Below are 18,392 nucleotides of genomic sequence, written 5' to 3'. Positions count from 1 at the left end.
ATGGCCCATGCACTGCTGGAACTGGAGGGCGTATCGCGCGCCTATCGCTCGGCCGCCGGCGAGGTGGTGGTGCTGAAGGAGGTCTCGCTGCGCATCAACGCCGGCGAGTTCATCGCCATCATTGGCCCCTCGGGTTCGGGCAAGTCCACGCTGATGAACATCCTGGGCTGCCTGGACCGGCCGACCGAGGGCAGCTATCGCGTGAACGGCGAGGCCAGCGAACAGATGGCGCCGGACGCGCTGGCACGCCTGCGCCGTGAGCATTTCGGCTTCATCTTCCAGCGCTACAACCTGATGGAGAACCTGAGTGCCACCGAGAACGTAGCGCTGCCGGCAGTCTATGCGGGCGTGGACGCACAGACGCGCACTGCGCGCGCACGCACGCTGCTGGAAGCGCTGGGGCTGGGCGAACGCACCGGGAACCGGCCGGGTCAGCTGTCCGGTGGCCAGCAGCAGCGCGTGTCCATTGCCCGCTCGCTGATGAACGGCGGCGCGATCGTGCTGGCCGACGAGCCGACCGGTGCGCTCGATCACGCCAGTGGCCAGCAGGTGATGGCCGAGCTGAAGCGCCTGCACGCGCAGGGCCACACGGTGATCCTGGTGACGCATGATGCGGCGATCGCCGCCAACGCGGCGCGGGTGATCGAGATCGCCGACGGCCGGGTGGTGGCCGACCGCGCCGAGCCGGGATTGCTGGCTGCGGCCGCAGGATGCGGGACCGAACGCGGCGCGTCGCCGGTCGCCGAGCGCCGCGCACGCAGGGATGCGGTCCGCGAAGCGGCACGCATGGCGGCGCGTTCGATGCTGGCCCATCGCCTGCGCACGCTGTTGACCATGCTCGGCATCATCATCGGCGTGGCCGCGGTGGTGACCGTGGTTGCGCTGGGCAAGGGCGCACAAGCGCAGGTTGAATCCCAGATCAACGCGCTGGGCGCCAGCACCCTGGAGATCTTCCCGGGCGCAGATTTCGGTGACCCGCGCTCGGCGGAAGTCGAAACGCTGGTGGTGGCCGACGCGGACCATCTTGCGGCGTTGAGTTATGTGGACAGCGCCAGTCCGAACCTGACGGGATCGGTGGCGGCACTGCAGGGCAGCCGTCGTGCCAACACCCAGGTGCTGGGCGTAGGGGCCGACATGCCGCGCGTGCGGGGGCTGCGGCTGAAGGCCGGCCGCTTCTTCACCGACGCCGAAGTCGATGCGCACCGCGCAGTGGGCGTGGTCGACCAGAAGGCGGCGAAGGCGCTGTTCACTGGCAATCCCATCGGCAGCACGGTGCTGCTGGGTGGCATGCCGGTCGAGGTGATCGGCGCGGTCGGTCCCAATGCGTTCGCCGGTGGTGCAACCCCCACGATCTACGTGCCGTACACCTCGGCGGCTTCCCGGCTGCTGGGCAGCCAACGCCTGGAGAGCATCACCGTGCGCGTACGCGACAACGTACCCACCAATGCCGCCGAAGCCTCGCTGGGCGCCGAGTTGGAGCGCCTGCATGGCCGTCGTGACTTCTTCATCTACAACGCCGACCAGATCCGCAAGGCGGTGATGAAGTCCAGCCAGACCCTGGCCGCGTTGGTTTCGGCGATCGCGGCGGTGGCGCTGGTGGTGGGCGGCGTAGGCGTAATGAACATCATGCTGGTGTCGGTGAAGGAGCGCGTGCGCGAGATTGGCGTGCGACTGGCGGTGGGGGCGCGGCAGAACGACATCCTGCGCCAGTTCCTGATCGAGGCGGTGCTGATCTGCCTGTTCGGCGGTGTGCTGGGGGTGTTGCTCGCGTTCGCTGTGGGTGCGCTGTCGAGCCTGTTGTCGCTGGGCGTGCCGTTCCTGTTCTCGCCGGGGCCGGTGCTCGCCGCACTGGCGTGCTCTTCGGCCATCGGGCTGGGCTTTGGCTACTTTCCGGCACGCACTGCCGCGCAGCTGGACCCGATCCAGGCATTGGCGGCGGAGTAGGGGCGCACCCGGTGACATCGTAGCCGCCATCACGGCCGGCGTTGCGGTAGAACGGCAGCAGCCACAGGCGGCTGATGCCGGGTTCACGGTGACCAGCCTGCTGCGCGGCAAGGCAGCGGTCGGTGAACCGGATTGCACCGCATCATTACGCGGCATCCACGGTCCTTGGATGCCTGGGCGCGCACACTGAACGCTCACCCGATGCGCCGAGGAGACTTCCCGCATGGCCCGTCGCAAGATGCTTCGCATTGCCACGTTCAACGTCAACGGCATCGGCACACGCCTGCCGCAGCTGTTGGACTGGCTGCACAGGGGATCGCCGGATGTGGTTGCCCTGCAGGAACTGAAGGCGACCGACGCCGCGTTTCCGGCTTCGGCATTGGAAGAGGCTGGCTACGGCGCGCTCTGGCAGGGCGAGGCGCGGTGGAACGGCGTGGCGCTGCTGGCACGAGGGACCACGCCGGTCGAGAGCCGCCGCCGATTGCCGGGCGAGCCCAAGGACACCCAGAGCCGCTACCTGGAGGCGGCGGCGCATGGCATTGTGGTGGGTGCACTCTACCTGCCCAACGGCAACCCGCAGCCCGGGCCCAGGTTCGACTACAAGCTACGCTGGATGGAGCGCCTGATCCGGCATGCGCGCAGCCTGGTCGAGCAGCCGCACCCTGCGCTGCTGCTGGGTGATTTCAACGTGATTCCCACCGACGCCGACGTCTACGACCCCAAGGCCTGGCGCCGCGATGCGCTGTTCCAGCCAGAGGTGCGCGAGGCCTTTGAACGACTGCTGGCGCAGGGCTGGACCGATGCGGTGCGGAAGGTGCACGGCGACGCCACGATCTACACCTTCTGGGACTATTTCCGCCAGCATGCCGAGCGCGACCGTGGGTTACGCATCGATCATCTGCTGTTGAACCCCATACTGGCGGGGCGACTGAAGGACGCTGGCGTCGACCGCTGGGTACGCCTGCAGGAAAAGGCCAGCGACCACGCGCCGGCCTGGGTGACGGTAAGCGCGTGATCAACGCGCGGCTGGGTCCTCGCGTCGCTCGCGGCGTACCCGTGCGCGGGTGCGGTACAGGCGGCTGTCCGCTTTCTGGATGGTGTCGGCCACCGGCTCGCCGGGCGTGTTGATGGCCGCACCCATCGAGAACGCGCTGGGCGCGAGCGCGGCGTGGTCCTGGTACCAATGCTCCAGTTCGCTCAACCGGCCGTCCACAGGCGCGACCAGTACCACCATGAATTCGTCGCCGCCCAGTCGCACCACCGTCTCATCTTTGCCCAGTGGTGAGCGCAGGAACGTGGCGAACTCGACCAGGACGGCGTCGCCACGCCGGTGGCCCTGGGTGTCGTTGATGTGCTTGAAGTGGTCCAGGTCGAACATCACGCAGGCCCAGCGCTCGTCAATGAGTTCATCCAGCCGGTGCAGGTAGCGCCGGTTGTAGCACTGGGTGAGGGGATCCTTGAAGGACATTTCGCGCAGCTGCTGCTCCTGCATCCGCAGCGCGGTGACGTCCTGAGCATGTCCCAGCACGTAGGGCGGGCTGGCTTCGTTGTCGAGCACGTTGTGATACGCCCAGTAGTGGCGCGTTCCGTCCGCGGCGATCAGCTCGATCACACCAGCGTCGGTGTGGTTTGCCTGGATCCGAGCGAGGTAGGCATTGAAGCCCGCGCGTTTTTCCGGCGGCATCAGTTCACACAGGCTGCGCCCGATCATCTGGCTTTCCTCGAAACCCAGTGATTGCACGGCCGCCGGATTCACCGAGGTCAATGTTCCGTCCAGCGTGTGCGTGCAGATCAGGCCCAGGCTGTAGTGGAACAGTCGCCGATAGCGGGTTTCGCTCGCTTCCAGCGCATCGAGCGCGGCTCGCTCGTCCGTGATGTCCTGGATCGCCCCGACCAGGCGCGGATGCCCGTCGATCTGTTGCCGGCTGCCAACGACGCGCGTCCAGATCGAGCGACCGTCGGCCGTGGTCATCGGCAGCTGCACTTCCCAGGACGTGCCTTCGTCGATGCAACGCTGCACTGCTGCCCGGATGATGTTGCGGCTGTCTTCGCGATAGAACGACAGCGCGGTGTCGAGCGTCGGTTCAAAGTTGCCGCGCACGCCGTGCAACTGCTTGGTCTCGCGGGTCCAGCGCACTTCGTTGGTGACCAGGTCCATCTCCCAGCCGCCCACCCGGGCGGCACGGTTGGTGCGCTCCAGGAAGTCCTCGCTGCGTTTCAGCTCACGATGCAGCGCCTTGGCCTGGCCCACCTGCGCCATCAGCGTGCTGCGCTGCTCCAGCACCTGGGTGGTGACCCGGGCAAGGTGCACCATCAGCTCGCGCTGGGACGGAGACAGCACGCCGGGCATCGGATCGAGCAGGCACAGCGTGCCGATACGTGCCCCGTGCGCCGAGCCCAGAGGGATGCCAGCGTAGTGCCGGATGCGCGGCCCACCCGTCACCAGTGGATTGGTGGAAAAACGCGGGTCCTGGCGCGCATCGGGTATCTCGAACAGCTCGTCCTGGCGTATGGCATGGGTGCAGAAGGAAATTTCGCGGGCCGTTTCGCTGACGCCTTCAAGGCCGATGTTGGCCTTGAACCACTGGCGGTCTTCGGCCACCACGCTGATCAGGCCCATGGTCATGCCGGTTGCGGCGCGGGCGGCGGCGACGATGGCATCGAACACCGGCTCCGGGGGCGTATCCAACAGGTGCAGTCGTTCGATTTCGAGCAGTCGTTCGGCTTCGTCCATGGCGCTTTTCAGGGCTGGGTGGCGAGGGCGGTTGCGGCGGCTGTCTGAGACCACGGTAATGCATGCGGCGTTATGTATCGCCATGGCAGGGTGATGCCGGCGTGACGCATCGCGGTCAGAGTTTGCGGGGCCCGCGCGAGGGCCGCACTGAAACGTGACGGTGGTGGCGAACATGCCAGCGCCAGGGGAAGTCCACCGCGCGGGTGATGCCGATGCGGGGCCCGATCACCGGATCTGCCGGAGGCGGCACGCCATCGCTGGCGATGACAATGCCGTGGCTGCCTGTCACCAGATCGGCGCCGTCGAAACTGCGGTCCAGCCCGAAGGCCTGCGAGAGCTTGCCGGGGCCGCTGGCCAGATCGTGGTCGCGGCGTGCGGCGGGACGCCGCGCCCGCATCTGGTCCAGCCCCTCGAGAGGTTCGATGGCGCGAAGCAGTACGGCGACGCCTTCGCCGATCTCTCCGCAGACAACGTTGCTGCCCCAGTGCATACCGTACGTGAAGTAGACATAGAGATGGCCCGCCTCACCGAACATGCTGACCGTGCGCGGCGTTGCCCCGCGATAAGAGTGCGCGGCCGGATCGTCGCTGCCGGCATAGGCTTCAACCTCGACGATGCGGCCGACGCGACCATCGTTGCGCACCAGCAGCTTGTTGAGCAGCTCCGGGGCGAGCTCGGTTGGCGGGCGCCGGTAGAAGCCGCGCGGGAGGCTCTGCAGGGAAACGGGCAACCAGTCCGGCACGAGAGTGGCAGGTTCGGGCGAGAGAGCTTGGCACTGTGGCACTGGCGAGGTGAAACGTGCGCAGACGCCACGTCATTCCGGTGCAGGCGGAGCGGCCAGTGCCGCGCGGCGGGAGGCATAGATCTCGGGCGTCTGCGGCTTGATGAACAGTGCCACCAGTTCCGGATGCTCGCGCTTCACCGCCATTTCGATGCGGGTGATGCAGGCTTCGATCTGCGGGGTCCGCCGATCGTCCTCGAACTCGGCGCTGAGCATGGCCACCACCTGTTCCGGGCCCATCTGCATGGTGGTCACCCCGTTCGCGCGGCGCAGATCCGGATCGGTTTCGGCCACCGCCATGATCCGCTCGGCTACTGCCGGATGTGCAGGCTCTCCGACCAGCAGGCCCTTGGTTTCACGGGCCAGGAGGAAGGCGGTGGCGGCCAGCACGCCGGCGATGCAAAGGGAGGCGACCCCATCAAGCACCGGCATGTCCAGCACCTGCGCGGCCACCAGGCCGATCAACGCGAAGCCCAGCCCGAGCAATGCAGCGCTGTCTTCCAGCAGTACGGTGAAGGTGGAAGGATCCTTGCTGCGGCGGAAGGCTTCGAAGTAGCCAAGCTTGCCTTTGGTACGCCGGAACTCGCGCAGCGCCACCCACCAGGAAGCACCCTCGAACAGGATGGAAATGCCCAGCACGCTGTAGCTCAACGCATGGTTGGTGGCCGGCTCCGGCCGGCGGATGTGCTGGATGCCCTCGTAGGCCGAGACGCCGGCACCAGCGGCGAACACCAGCAGGGCGACGATGAAGCTCCAGAAGTACAGCTCGCGGCCATAGCCGAAGGGATGTACCGGGTCCGGCGCCTTGCCGGCGCGGCGCAGGCCGTACAGCAGCAGGAGTTCATTCAATGTGTCGACCAGAGAATGCACGCCTTCGCTGAGCATGGCCGAGCTGCCGGAGATGCCGGCAGCGACGAACTTGGCGATGGCAATGGCGAGGTTACCCGCGAGGGCGGCATAGATGACCAGACGGGAACCGGTGGGAGCGGACATTTCGGCGGCGGGGCGGGGCGGACGCCTGATCTTCCCGATCAGCGCGTGCCCATTGCGTGCACGGCGCGATCAGTGCCCCTTGGGATTGAGGTACAAACGCGCCCCATCCGATTCACGGTAGCCCGTCCAGCGCCCACCGCCTGACGCGCGGAAGCGCCCGAACACGGTGTTGCTGGTGTCGGTAAGCAGCAGCTGATTGCCCGACAGTACCCAACGGTTGGCCGAGAAGAAGCCATCCGGGCAGCCGGCGGGCACGTAAGCACTGTAGCCGCCGAACCACTCGATACTCTTCAGCTCGATGGAGCAGGTGTTGCCGTTCTCCTGGCCCAGCGTCCAGCTGCCGAACAGATCGCTGTCGCGCACATCGCGGCCGCCACGGTGGCGGTCGTGGCCCCAGTCGTCGTTGTCGTCGTGGAAACCGAAGCCCACGTCGATCTCTTTGCTTTCGCTGCGTGACCCGGACTGCGAGCTGCCGCTGGTGGTGGCCTGGGTGGTCACCGCGCCACTGCTCTGGGTTTGGGTGCTGCTGGATTGCGTGGTCTGGTCGGTGTGGGTGATCTGTTCGCCGAAGCCGAACGAGGCGTCCTGAGCCAGGGCGGGCAGGGCCAGGCAGCACAACGCGGACAGGCAGGTACGGGCGAGCACGGCAGCCATTGCAGCATCCTCGGGAGGGTGAACCGCGCGAGTATCGAACCGGTGGGGCGGGAGACGGTGTGAGGGTGTGCGCTGGCGCAGCCCAGCGAAGGGAAGTGCCGGCCGCTGGCCGGCTCCCACTTGGCGCCCAGAAACCGAAGGAATGCCGGCCAGCGGCCGGCACTTCCCGCAGCCAGGCATCGCCTGGCGCTACTGATCCGGCTTCACCCTTGCCACCCGTTTCCGGTACTCATACACGTTGTCACCGCGGATACGCTTGTCCTCGGTGCCGGTGATCCGGCCGACCTGCTGGTCCGAGCCGGTGACCGGTTTGGCCTCGATCTCGGTCTCATGTTCGAAGGAGTGCGATTTGTCGGTGTTGCGGTAATAGCGGTACAGCGCCCAGTACAGCGCGGTTGCGCCGGCTGGACCTGCCGCCAACAGCCAGAGGCCACTGTCGTCGCTCATGTCGATGCCACCAGGAAGGCAATTGCGAGGGCTTCAATGACGGTGCCGGTGGCCAGGGCCGCCAGCAGCATCTTCCATTGCTGCACGGGCACGCTGCCCATGGTTTCGCCGGTACGGCCGTTCACTGCGATGTAGTGCAGCATGCCGCCGTTCTTTCCGGGCTGGTGATACGAGTACAGCCACACCGGCAGGTACATCGACACCCAGCGCGTTCCATGCACCTCCAGCTGCTCCTGTTCCCAACGCACGCCACGGTTGTAGCGCCTCACCGAACCTTCCACCTGCGCGCGGGCGATCGACAGCAGCTGGTCTTCCAGCCGCGGCCGCAGCTTCTCCACGTCCAGGTTGCGCTTCTCAGAGGTGAAGCCGGCCAGGTATGAGGCGTTCCATTTCATCGCGTTCTTGGTGTCGAACGGCAAGATGGTGTTGATGATGTTGTTGGTGTTGGCGCGGGTATCCAGATTGCCGCGCTCGGCCGAGGATTCCAGGGGCAGGTCATCAACCGTGAAATCCACTTGGCGTTCGACCTGGTAGACATCTGCGTCGTACAGGGTGCGTTTGTTCTTCTCGCTGCCGACCGTGTATTGCCGGGTCTGGATCTCGCCCTTGCCGGCCACGGCCGCGCTGACATTGCTGTCCACGATCATGTAGGGCAGGAACACGCCCACCACGTTTTCCGGGGTGAACTGCTCCTTGAACGCCTTCAGCGCGAACATGCGGCGCTTGTCGACGAACTGGCGGATGCGCGCGACCGCATCGTCCTTCTTGATGTGGAAGGGCAGCACCGCATCGGGCACCGCACCATTGCTGATCTGTTCGTTGACGCCGAAGACGTGGCGGCACCAGTGGCAGCGCGCCGTCATCGTGCTTTCGGTATTGACCGTGACTTCGGCACCGCAGCCCGTGCACTTGAACGTCATCAGCGCCGAGGTGTCGGCGTCGATGTCACGCGCGCCGGAGGCGATGACCGTACCGCGCAGCTGGTCGATGGCCTCGCCCAGCCCGAATTCCTCCTCGACGCGCGCGCCATGCCATTCGTGACGGCAGTACAGGCAGACGAGGATATCGGTGCCGGCCTTGGGCCGGATGTCGGTGGCGCCGCACTTCGGGCAGCGGTTAAGGCCGTCCTTCAGCTCGCTGGCTGAGGTATCGATGGCTACAGGATCGGGCGCTTCCACTTCATCGCGGATGGCCTGGGGCAGCTTCGAGGTGTCCAGCGGGAAGCTGCCGGGCAGGGGAGGGACGTCCTGCGGCGAACCGGGCCCATCCAACGACGCCGCCGGCAAGGGCGGCGGCGGCGCGGGCGCGGATCCGGGCAGCGGCGGTGGGCCGTTTCGGGGATCGGACATGTTCGTTGTGCGTCCTGCTGTTACAGGCCCAGTGCCTTTGCTTTCAGGGCGTCGTAGTCGCCCTGGGTGATCAGGCCCAGGTCCAGCATTTCCTTGGCCTTCTTCAGCTTGGCCACCGGATCGTCGGCAGCCGGCGTGACCGGCTGCTGCATGCCGCCGACACCGAACATGCCCGAGGCCATGCCGACACCGACCAGGCCAGCCGCACCGCCGTTCTCGCCGGCCGCCTGGATGCCCTGGGCGACGCTCGCCTGCAGGTTGGAATTACCGCGCGAGCCGGACAGCGCATCTGCGCGCTGGACGGTCTTCAGCAGTTCGCGGGTGTTGGCGTCGTACTCGATCGAGACAATGGCGGTCTTGACGATGGCCAGGCCGCGATCGGACTTCCACTGGTAGCCCTGCTCGACGGCGGCCGACAGGCTCTGTGCAAAGCCCAGCGAGTCCTGCTGCAGCTTGGTGATGCGGTTGCCCTTGCCCGGATCGTTCGTGTACAGGCTGAAGGCCGGTGCCAGCGAACCGACCACTTCATTGAACAGCTGGCTGGCGGCGGCGTTGTCCAGGTCGGTGAAGTCGAACACCTGGCCCGGCTGCAGGTAGCTGGCCGGCACGAAGTTCTTCACGAACAGGATCGGGTCGACGATCTTCAGCGTGTACGAGCCGCGCGTGACCGCGCCCACCTGGGTATTGAGGAAGCCATCGTCCCAGTAGATTTCCGACTGGGTACCGAAGCGGTTGTCCGGCAGCTCCTTCAGCGAGACGAAATAAGCCGCCTGCTGCGAACCGGGCTGGCCGCCGAACTTGAAGCGTTCCCAGCTCTGCTTGATGAAGGTGCTGACCAGACCGTCGCCGGCGAAGATCGACTGCGAGTTGGGATCGTCCGAACGCCACTCGTAGCCGCCCGGTTCGGCGACGAACGCGGTGATCGCGCCGTCCTGGAACAGCAGCAGGCCGTAGCCCTCCGGCACGATGATCTTCGAGCCGTTGGTGATGATGTTGGACGAGCCACTGGTGTTGGAGCCGCGGCCGGCGTTGGTGCCGCGCGGCACCGCGGCGAACAGGGCCGCCGTCGAGGGCAGGCCTGTGGGCACGGTGTAGAAGTCCTTCCACTGGTCGGCCAGCACACCACCGACTGCACCCTTCACCGCCTGTACCAGACCCATGTCCAACTCCCTGTGATTCGAGGGCAGGCACCATGCCTGCCGAGCTGGACTGACTATAGAGGAGCGGCATGGGCCGCCGCCACCGCCGCGCGCGCTTCCCATTCATCATGGCGCGACGGCGGCAGCAGGCAATCAGGCCATGCCGCGCGCGATCAGGGCATAGCCGATCATCAGTGCCAGGCACAGTGGCAAGGTGACGAAGGAGGCGATCATCCAGCGCAGGGCCTTGCGCGAAGCCTCGGTGGCCGCGCCGATCTGGCCGCTGGCGGCCAGTGACGTGCTGCGGTTGGCGTAGACGGTGGCGACGATGCCGAACGGCCAGAAGCCGGCGATGATGCTCAGGATGGCCCACATCAGGTAGTTCCTGGGGGGCACGGGTGGCGGGGTGCGGTCCATGCGGTCGATCTCGTTGATCATGCTGCGGCCGGGAGCGCGAGTATGCCGACAGGCCAATCGCAGCGGAAGGCATGCCCCCCGTGCGTGGTGCGCAATCTTCTGCTCGTCGAATGGTCATTGATCGGGGGCGGCGACGCGGCAGGCATGCGCGGTGGCCTGCGGGGCTGGGCGAGCAGGCGGTGTAGCCGTCATGGCGGCGCAACACGTGCCCGCCTCTGGTTCGGGCAGACGCGCTGATCATAAGCGTGGACGGGATTTCGGCGGCTTGCCTTCACCTGCTTTGCGGCGAGCGGCGAGCGGCGAGCGGCGAGCGGCGAGCGGCGCAGGGAAACGTGGGCGACAAATATCCGGCGCGGATATTCACGTCATTATCATGCTTATTTTCTGGAAACTCGCTCTCCATAATCCAGGGACGCGATGGCCGGAACACAGGGAGCGCCGCGTCACAGGCAGTGCCGCCCTGTGGCGCACGACCCAGGCCTGGACGACGTCCGCGTTGCCGACCTCCAGCAGCGATGGCAGTTCCCGGCACCGCGGGAGCGGAAAGCGTGCACGGCAACAGCGGTTCGACCAGCGGGCACGGCGTGCGGCGTGGACGTCGCAGCATCCCGCGATGATGCCGGAGGGCCTGCATCGCGAGATCGCCCGTTGCAGATGCATCGGGTCGCCATTCCAAAGGGGAGTTTCGATGCACAGGCAAGTCAGTGAGATGCTGCAGCGCGCTTATCGGCCCTATCCGTCATTGCCCGACCTGCTGGGCGCGTTCGTGAAGGAGCTGTCCCGGCACAAGGTGATGCGTGGTGGTCAAGTGCGGTTGCGTGGTGCGGTGGCAGGGGCGGCAGCGGGGTTGCCGGCGGCGTCCGGGAATGCGGAAGAGGTTTGCTTGCAGCGGGTTCCCATCCGCTATGGCGGCGAGCTGTTGGGTGAACTGCACCTGGAAAGTGAGGGGGGGCGGCTGGATGGCAGTGCGCTGGCGCTGGGGGAGCAGTTTGCCCAGCGCTGCGCGCACCTGATCAAGCGCTACGAGGCAAAGGACTGGGCCGAACAGGCGCTTAGCCGGCCGCTGCTGCTGGTCGGCGCTGGCGAGGCGTTGAAACAGATGGATGAATTCGTCGAGCGCGCGGCGGCCAGCCCGCTGCCGGTCCTGCTGCGCGGCGAGTTCGGTACCGAGAAGATGGAGCTGGCCGCTGCCCTCCACAGTGGCGGCCCTTGCAGGCAGGGCCCGTTCGTCGAAGTGAACTGTGTCCACCCGCAGGGCGAAGCCAGCGACTGGTTCGCGCGCGCACAGGGCGGGACGCTGTACTTCCACGAAGTCGACGAACTGCCGGTGCCGCTGCAGGGCCAGCTGTCACATCGCATGCGTGGGCTGCCTGCTGCCCATGCTGAAGCGCTGGCGGCCGGCCCGATACGGGTGATCGCTTCGACCAGCGCGGACCTGGAACAACGGGTGAGAGAAAAGCAGTTCTCGCGCGCCCTGCTGGCCGGGCTGGAGTTCCTGACAGTGGATATTCCACCGCTGCGCGAACGGGTGGAGGACATCGGTTCGCTGGCGGCGCGTTCGCTTGAGCTGCATGGATTCAATCCCCGCGTACTGGGTGACGATGTGCTGGAAGCCCTGTGCGCGCATGACTGGCCCGGCAATCTATTGGAAATGGAGCGGGTGGTGGTACGGCTGGCGGTGATGACCGGTGGCCGATGCATCCGCCGCGAGGATCTTGCACGCCACGCGCCGGATCTGGCAGCAGGCCACGTCGCCAGCGGTGCCGGGTGCGCGCCGCAACGGCTGCCCACGCTTGAGGAGATCGTCGCTCCTGAGCCCGTGCAGCCGGATACGGTGCGGGCAGCGCATGAGGGCCTGCACGACGGCCTGAAACGTGCGCTGGCCTATCTGAAGGACCATGCTGCGGAGCCGCTCACCCTGGGCGACCTCGCTCGCCAGGCCCATGTGAGCCAGTCGCACCTGGGATTCCTGTTCCGCAGCGAGTTGGGCACGACGTTCAAGCTGCTGCTGCAGCAACTTCGCATCGAGCATGCCAAGCAGCTGCTGCGGGATGGGCAGCGCCTGCGCATTACCGATGTCGCGCTGCAGGTCGGCTTCGGTGACCTGAGCCACTTCGAGAAGAGCTTCCGGCGCGCGGTAGGGGTCAGCCCGCGCAGCTACCGGCGAACCCCGCACCAGTAAAAGCAACGCCCCGGCGCAGGCGCGGGCCTGCCCGGGGCGCTGGGGTGGCAGATCCAGCGTTACCGTGCGTTTGCTTCTGCAGCGCGCTGCACGGCCTGCTCGGCGGCTTCGTCGGCGCGCCGTGCCGCCTCGGCGGCAGCGTCGACCGCGCGTTGCGAGACCTCCATCGCGGCGCGGATGCCGTCTTCACTGGCGGCCATCGCGGCGTCCGCCAGCTCCTGGGCGATCTGCATCGGGGATTTGCCCGCCGGATGGGCGGGAGTGGGCTTGCCGGGAAGCGGGGTCGGGAAGGTCATCGTCGGTGCTCCTGCTGGGGATGAGGGGGGAACACCGTCGCTGCGTTCCCCCAGGATGTGGCGCAATGCCGCCTGGGCATCGGCCAGGATCTTCTGCGCCTGTTTCCGGGCCGCCAGGCGTCCGGCAGCAACGGCCGCGCCGGCTGCCGACGCGAGCGCCTCCGTAGCTGCCTGCACGCCATCACCACCTGGTGCCGGGACCGGGTTCACACCGCGTCCGCCCGGTAATCCAGCGTCCCTTCATCGCCCAGGTAGCCGCCGGTTCGGCGGTAGTCCTGCAGGGTGATGACATTGTCCTCCACCTGCACCACCGCCTTGGCTCTGGAGCCATCGATCGGGAACTGCACGCTGGCACCATCCTGGCCGAGTCGGCCACGGGAGACCGGATGTTCGTTGAGGAATTCCTGTGCATCGCGCAGCTGCCAGCGCACGGCCTCGCGCAGCCGGCTGTCATCCTGCAGCAGGTCGGGATCGTTGTCGAAGCAGGCTGCCATCTGGTGGGCGGCCAGCGAGATGCGGGCGTAGCCGATCTGCCGGTTCGCGGCCAGGCTTGCGTCGATCGCCTCACGCACCTGCTCTGGCGACGGCAACTGTGGCAGTTGCGGCCCGTCCAGGAAGCCGAACAGGATCGGCAGCACCTGCTGCAACGCGCGGGTGGCATGCGCCAGCCGATGCTCGCGACTGCCGCCACCTGCGCTCACCCGCTGGTAGAAACGGAAGTAGTCGGCAAACTCGATGGGCCTGCGCGCGTGCAGCAGCGCGAAGTGGGCAGCGTCGGCCAGGTCATCGCGCCCTGTGGCAGGCATGCCGACCTCACCGGCCAGTTGGTGGAGCGCCAGCGACTCACGAAAATCCAGTTGCTGCAGCAGGGGAGCAGCGGCCGCACCGATCGCCGCCAGGAACGCGCGCGAGGCCCCGAGGTCGGTGTTGGTCAGCAGCTGGTGTTTGTCCAGTACCCGCTGCGCCTCGTTGTGCGACAGGCGTGTTTCTTCGTCAAACTCCATGTTGCGCAGGGCACCGAGGTCGCTGGCGCCAAGGCTGAGCAGCTTGATCGGGCCGACCTGCAACCCGAGGCGTGGCAACCATGTCATGCGCGAACCATGCAGACCCTGCTGCACCCCATCGAGCATCGTGCCCTCGTCGGAGAAAGCGTAACGGTGCTCATGCGATTCCATGGCCCATTTCAGCCATTGCTCGCCACCGTCGATGAACTGAAGGACATGCCTGCAGGGTTGGCTGATCTGGTTGGCCTGGGGGATGGAACGACCGGCAATGAAAACGCTCATGCGTGGCTCTCCTGGCGGCCTCACTGGGCCGGAAATTCCTTTAGGACGGTCGCAGCGGCATTGCCGACGCGATTGAAGTCGTCGGTGGCCCCCTGCATCATGTTCTGCGCCTGCGTGAGCACCCTTGCATACTTTTCGTCCCCCGTCGCCAGGTACTGGGCCATGGCCACGCCGGCCGCGGTGGTCGCGATGGTTGAGACATTGCGCAGGGCGTCGGCGGCATCCTGCACGGCGATCGCGGCAGACTGGGCCACCGACTGGTAGGCCTTGCCGGCGCCACTGGTCTTCACCACGGATGCGGACATGGTGGCCGTCTGCACCTGGTTGATCACATCGATGACCTGGGCGTTGACGTTGCTCGGGTCCATACGGGCTCCTTGATGGGCGGGTGGGGCCGCAGGCGGCCTGCAGGGTGTCAGGCCCCGGCGTCAGCGTCGGCTGCCGGGGAAGAAGAAGGAGAATCTGGCGCGGGATCCTGGGCGGGACCTGCGTCCGGATCCGGACCGGACGCGGCGTCGGGCGCAGGACCGGGCGCAGGCGCTGCCGCATTGCCTGCAAGCGTTTGGAGTGCATGCAGGCTGCTGGTGGCGGCCGCAGCGTCGGCAGTGGCACCGTGGGTCTGTGCCTGCAGGACGCTGATGGCGGTCTTTCCTTCTGCGGTGGCCGCGGCGATCACGGCCGCAGGCGAAGGGGGCGCCGGCACCGGGCCGGGCAGGGGGATGACCTGCGGCGGTGGCGGCGGAGGGGGGTCCGGAGCAGGCGGTGGCACCGGCCAGGGGGCATTGATCATCTTCGCGCAGGTCGCGGTGACCGCTGCGTTGCTGACCATGCCGGCACCCTGCTGGCGTGCGACAGCGTTGTGCATGGCGGTGCCCAGCGTCTCCAGCATCACCATGTCCAGCATGCTGAAGGACTGCGCCGGCCCCTGGGCCACCAGCAGGGTCGAGGCGGCACTGACGCTGTCGACGATCTGGCTGTTGACGGTGTTCTCACTGCTCATGACGGAACGGCTCCCTTCTGGATGATCAGGGCCAGGACCTGGGCCAGGCTTGCGCCGGCGGTCACCTGGCCGCGTTGCTGGTTGGCCACCGCGTTCTGCATTGCCAGGCCGAGGCTGTCGGCCATCGCCAGGTAGGTGGCGGACATCGCGAACGAGGGGGCGAGGGCGATCGCCACACCGGATCCGGCGCTGGTGGCGGCCAGCAGGTAGCCGGTGGCGGGCGATGCGGCCATCGATCAGGGGCCCGGCGTGACGCCGCCCTGAGCGGGGGCGCGGTGGTTGGCGTCACGCCGGGCCAACACGTCAGCGCAGACCCAGGATTTCGCGGGTGGCCACGCCGTTGGAGGCGGTATCGATCGCATACAGCGTGGACACCCCCTGGGTGGTCGACGCCTGCATGGTCACGTAGGACTGCTGCTGGTTGTTGGTGGCGTTGTGCGCGGCGTTGGACAGCGCCTGGCTGGTGGCCACGAACAGGTTGCCCATTGCGATAGCCGGCGCATCACCAAGCACCTTGGTGTTGACCTGCGAGACCGAATCGGTGATCTGGCTGTTGACGGCGGTGGGAAATGCCATGGTGGAAGCTCCTAGGGTGGACAGCACTACAGGAACGGAGATTGCCGGCACTCAATGGAATCAGCCGAGAATCTTCCGGGTGGCGGCGCCGGTGGCGCCGGTATCGACGGCGTAGAGCAGCGCGACGCCCATCGTGGTCGCGGCCTGCGCCGTGACATACATCTGCTGCTGGGCGAGCGTCGCGTTGTGGGCGGCATTGGCCAGTGCCTGCGCGGTGGCCTGGTACAGCGTGCCCATTGCCGTGGCAGGCGCCACGCCCAGCGTCTGCAGGTTGGCCTGGCTGACCGAGTCGGTGATCTGGTCGTTGACGGCCGTGGGAAATGCCATGGCTCAGCTCCTTGCCTGCCGGCGCATCACGCGCCGAGGATCTGCTTGGTGGCCACGCCTGTGGTGGCGGTGTCGATCGAATACAGCGTGGCCACACCCATGGTGGTGGCCGCCTGCGCCGTCACATAGGACTGCTGCTGCGCATTGGTGGCGTTGTGGGCGGCGTTGGCCAGGGCCTGTGCGGTGGCCTGGTACAGATTGCCCATGGCGACGGCGGGCGCGTCACCCAGCACTTTGGTGTTGGCCTGGGTGACCGAATCGGTGATCTGGTCGTTTACAGCGGTCGGGAATGCCATGTCGATCTCCTTGAGGTTGGCGGATCAGCTACGGAACGACAGGTCAGGAACCCAGGCCGCGAACGCGGGTGCTGAGGATTTCCTTGCTCGCCACCGCCGTGGTGGCGGTATCGATCGAGTACAGGGTGGCCACGCCCATGGTGGTGGCCGACTGCGCGGTGACGTAGGACTGCTGCTGCGCGTTGGTGGCGTTGTGGGCGGCATTGGCCAGCGCCTGTGCGGTGGCCTGGTACAGATTGCCCACTGCCACGGCGGGCGCATCGCCCAGCACCTTGGTGTTGGCCTGGGTGACCGAATCAGTGATCTGGTCGTTTACCGCGGTTGGAAATGCCATGTCCTGCTCCTGCGAAAGGGTGGAAGTGCGTGGTATCCAGTGTCACGGTGCGTCGCCTGCAGCGGCCTGGGCTTCACCGTGGGGCCAGAGTAGGAAATGGCGTCGCCGCCGGATTGGCGGAATCGACGGAGAATGCGGGGGGATCACCGTGAAGGTGCGGCGTGAATGCGGCGGAACTGATGATCATCGCCGTCGTCGCCAGCGCTTGCGGGTTGCCCTGGGGCACACACAGAGGCTGCGCATGGGTAGCGCGATCCGGCGGCGACGGGCCGTGGCCACGTCGTCGCCGGATCCGGCCGCTCAGAGCATGTAAGGGATCTTGAACGCCAGCGTGAAGTCCGGTGCATCCGGGGTCAGCCCGATGCCCAGCAGGGTCACCAGTGTGGTGTGCTGGTTGAGCGCGTAGGTCACGCCCAGATTCAGTGATGCCGCGTTGGCGTCGCTGCCGATCACTTTCATCCACTTCCCGCCTTGGAAACGGGTGGAAGCGCGGGCGCTGATGCGGTCGCTGAAGGACAGGCTGAGACTGGTGCGCTCGTTGAACGCAAAGGCCACGCCAGCGCCGAAGTAGACCGCGCCGCCGAGCTTCACGTCACCCGGGTTGACCGTGTCGGGGTTGCTGTCGATGTCGCTGAAACCACGCGGGAACGAATGCACATAGCCGACGTTGGCGAACAGGATCGCCGGATCGGCGGTCTTGACCATCGACAGGCCCACATTGGCCTGCCACACGCCATTGCCGGTGGGCTGTTCCCTGGGTACGGCGAAGCGGATGTAGTCATCGTCGTCTCGCTGGATCACCTTCCAGTCCAGACCGTAAGGTGCGCGCCCGGTAGGGGCGGTCACGCCGGCAGTGAGAACGGTCTCCGGGCGCCAGCCGCGTTCGCCGAACAAGCGGTAATTCGCACTCAGGCCGATATCGCCCAGCCCGTTGCCATTGGTTTCTTCCTGCGCGATCGCGGCCGCCGCACCGCCGGCGCCGCCCTTCTGGTAGACGGTGCGCCGCGCCAGGTAAGGCACGTCCAGGTTGAGCGTCAGGTTCGGGCTGACACCCCAACGTGCGGCCAGGTTGTAGGTGAGCGAATCGGATTCAACGTTCTCGATGGCGATGTTGCCGAGGAAGATCGCGTCCAGCGCCAGGAAACCATTGAGGGTGAGCTGCTTGCGGTCGTAGCGGGCGTAGGTGAGGCTGTTCTCGACGGTGAAGCGGCGCGAGAACAGCGCCGACTGCTGTTGTTTCACATCATCCACGCTGCGCCGCGATTCCTGCTTCGCCTGCTGTGCCTCGGCCGCCGTGCTGGCGTAGCCCTCGCTACCCTGCGACGTCTGTAGTGTCGAGCCATGCTCGACTGCGGCGCCCGTTGCCGCCGCCGTTCCCGGCCCGGTGGGCCCGGTGCGTCCACTCAATCGCGCCTGCATCGCCTGCACCTGCATGTCCAGTTCGCGCAGCCGCCGCACTTCCTGTGCATAGTTGGATTTGAGCTGCTCCAGCTGGCTGGCCAGTGCCTGCACGTCGGCGCCATCGTCCGCCGCTGGCGGTGCGGCGAAGGCGGTGCCCGCCAGCGCCGCCAGCGCCAACGGGGTGATCCTCATCAAGGTGTGCATGTTCGTGTCCTGCGTTGTGGAACACTTCCCCC

21 protein-coding genes are annotated in these 18,392 nt (G+C 66.8%); 3 read left to right on the top strand and 18 right to left on the bottom strand.

The annotated features are described in order from the left end of the window. Both ACS0OT_RS10710 and xth read left to right on the top strand, forming a co-directional pair. The gene (locus tag ACS0OT_RS10710) at positions 1 to 1,944 is read left to right on the top strand and encodes a MacB family efflux pump subunit (protein WP_164092835.1); all 1,944 of its coding nucleotides are present in this window, start codon (positions 1 to 3) and stop codon (positions 1,942 to 1,944) included. A 223-nt stretch (positions 1,945 to 2,167) separates the two neighbouring features. Beyond that, positions 2,168 to 2,959, top strand: a complete 792-nt coding sequence (gene xth, locus ACS0OT_RS10705) for an exodeoxyribonuclease III (RefSeq protein ID WP_442255800.1) — start codon at positions 2,168 to 2,170, stop codon at positions 2,957 to 2,959. Here the strand turns inward: xth and ACS0OT_RS10700 are convergent, their stop codons facing one another. From ACS0OT_RS10700 to ACS0OT_RS10665, 8 genes are all read right to left on the bottom strand, one after another. Further along, entirely contained in the window at positions 2,960 to 4,678 is a 1,719-nt protein-coding gene (locus ACS0OT_RS10700) for a sensor domain-containing diguanylate cyclase (protein WP_164092848.1), read from the bottom strand. Positions 4,679 to 4,793: 115 nt separating this feature from the next. After that, positions 4,794 to 5,420, bottom strand: coding sequence for a DNA-3-methyladenine glycosylase (locus ACS0OT_RS10695; protein WP_095377542.1), 627 nt, complete (start codon positions 5,418 to 5,420; stop codon positions 4,794 to 4,796). Between the two features lie 72 nt (positions 5,421 to 5,492). Then, a complete protein-coding gene (locus tag ACS0OT_RS10690) occupies positions 5,493 to 6,452 on the bottom strand; it encodes a cation diffusion facilitator family transporter (RefSeq protein WP_095377543.1) in 960 nt (319 codons plus the stop codon). 69 nt (positions 6,453 to 6,521) lie between these two features. Then, positions 6,522 to 7,106 (bottom strand): AprI/Inh family metalloprotease inhibitor, encoded by a 585-nt coding sequence (locus ACS0OT_RS10685; protein ID WP_095377544.1) that lies wholly within the window; start codon positions 7,104 to 7,106, stop codon positions 6,522 to 6,524. Positions 7,107 to 7,295: 189 nt separating this feature from the next. After that, on the bottom strand, positions 7,296 to 7,553 hold the full coding sequence (locus tag ACS0OT_RS10680) for a hypothetical protein (protein ID WP_005416661.1): 258 nt from the start codon (positions 7,551 to 7,553) through the stop codon (positions 7,296 to 7,298). After that, on the bottom strand, positions 7,550 to 8,902 hold the full coding sequence (locus ACS0OT_RS10675; protein WP_442255799.1) for a TFIIB-type zinc ribbon-containing protein: 1,353 nt from the start codon (positions 8,900 to 8,902) through the stop codon (positions 7,550 to 7,552). Before ACS0OT_RS10675 ends, ACS0OT_RS10680 begins: the two co-directional genes overlap by 4 nt. Positions 8,903 to 8,922: 20 nt before the next feature. Next, positions 8,923 to 10,062: an SPFH domain-containing protein gene (locus ACS0OT_RS10670; protein WP_065196336.1), complete on the bottom strand. Its 1,140-nt coding sequence runs from the start codon at positions 10,060 to 10,062 to the stop codon at positions 8,923 to 8,925. A 132-nt stretch (positions 10,063 to 10,194) separates the two neighbouring features. Continuing rightward, entirely contained in the window at positions 10,195 to 10,479 is a 285-nt protein-coding gene (locus tag ACS0OT_RS10665) for a CD225/dispanin family protein (protein WP_329888856.1), read from the bottom strand. A 667-nt stretch (positions 10,480 to 11,146) separates the two neighbouring features. On the opposite strand from ACS0OT_RS10665, the gene ACS0OT_RS10660 reads away from it, so the two are divergent. Beyond that, on the top strand, positions 11,147 to 12,640 hold the full coding sequence (locus ACS0OT_RS10660; RefSeq protein WP_329953335.1) for a helix-turn-helix domain-containing protein: 1,494 nt from the start codon (positions 11,147 to 11,149) through the stop codon (positions 12,638 to 12,640). A 59-nt stretch (positions 12,641 to 12,699) separates the two neighbouring features. Here ACS0OT_RS10660 and ACS0OT_RS10655 read toward each other — a convergent pair whose 3' ends face one another. From ACS0OT_RS10655 to ACS0OT_RS10610, 10 genes are all read right to left on the bottom strand, one after another. Next, positions 12,700 to 12,936, bottom strand: a complete 237-nt coding sequence (locus ACS0OT_RS10655) for a hypothetical protein (protein WP_065177762.1) — start codon at positions 12,934 to 12,936, stop codon at positions 12,700 to 12,702. Positions 12,937 to 13,142: 206 nt separating this feature from the next. Further along, entirely contained in the window at positions 13,143 to 14,222 is a 1,080-nt protein-coding gene (locus tag ACS0OT_RS10650) for a hypothetical protein (RefSeq protein ID WP_442255798.1), read from the bottom strand. 20 nt (positions 14,223 to 14,242) lie between these two features. Then, the gene (locus ACS0OT_RS10645) at positions 14,243 to 14,590 is read right to left on the bottom strand and encodes a hypothetical protein (protein WP_005416654.1); all 348 of its coding nucleotides are present in this window, start codon (positions 14,588 to 14,590) and stop codon (positions 14,243 to 14,245) included. 47 nt (positions 14,591 to 14,637) lie between these two features. After that, the gene (locus ACS0OT_RS10640; protein WP_329843772.1) at positions 14,638 to 15,222 is read right to left on the bottom strand and encodes a RebB family R body protein; all 585 of its coding nucleotides are present in this window, start codon (positions 15,220 to 15,222) and stop codon (positions 14,638 to 14,640) included. Then, on the bottom strand, positions 15,219 to 15,455 hold the full coding sequence (locus tag ACS0OT_RS10635; protein ID WP_005416652.1) for a RebB family R body protein: 237 nt from the start codon (positions 15,453 to 15,455) through the stop codon (positions 15,219 to 15,221). The genes ACS0OT_RS10640 and ACS0OT_RS10635 overlap by 4 nt, the downstream gene beginning before the upstream one ends. 70 nt (positions 15,456 to 15,525) lie before the next feature. Further along, a complete protein-coding gene (locus tag ACS0OT_RS10630) occupies positions 15,526 to 15,798 on the bottom strand; it encodes a RebB family R body protein (protein ID WP_005416651.1) in 273 nt (90 codons plus the stop codon). 60 nt (positions 15,799 to 15,858) lie between these two features. Continuing rightward, positions 15,859 to 16,125, bottom strand: a complete 267-nt coding sequence (locus tag ACS0OT_RS10625; RefSeq protein WP_005416650.1) for a RebB family R body protein — start codon at positions 16,123 to 16,125, stop codon at positions 15,859 to 15,861. 26 nt (positions 16,126 to 16,151) lie between these two features. After that, positions 16,152 to 16,421 carry a RebB family R body protein gene (locus ACS0OT_RS10620; protein WP_005416649.1) on the bottom strand — a complete coding sequence of 90 codons (270 nt, stop codon included), beginning with the start codon at positions 16,419 to 16,421 and terminating at the stop codon, positions 16,152 to 16,154. 43 nt (positions 16,422 to 16,464) lie between these two features. Then, complete coding sequence (locus tag ACS0OT_RS10615; RefSeq protein ID WP_005416648.1) at positions 16,465 to 16,755, bottom strand: RebB family R body protein; 291 nt, start codon at positions 16,753 to 16,755, stop codon at positions 16,465 to 16,467. A 300-nt stretch (positions 16,756 to 17,055) separates the two neighbouring features. Further along, on the bottom strand, positions 17,056 to 18,360 hold the full coding sequence (locus ACS0OT_RS10610) for a transporter (protein WP_442255797.1): 1,305 nt from the start codon (positions 18,358 to 18,360) through the stop codon (positions 17,056 to 17,058). Between the last annotated feature and the right edge of the window lie 32 nt (positions 18,361 to 18,392).

This window comes from Stenotrophomonas maltophilia group sp. RY12688, assembly GCF_052149045.1.
Lineage (GTDB): Bacteria > Pseudomonadota > Gammaproteobacteria > Xanthomonadales > Xanthomonadaceae > Stenotrophomonas > Stenotrophomonas sepilia.
Note: the sequence above shows the minus strand (reverse complement) of the source record. Positions and strands in the feature narration are given on the sequence as shown.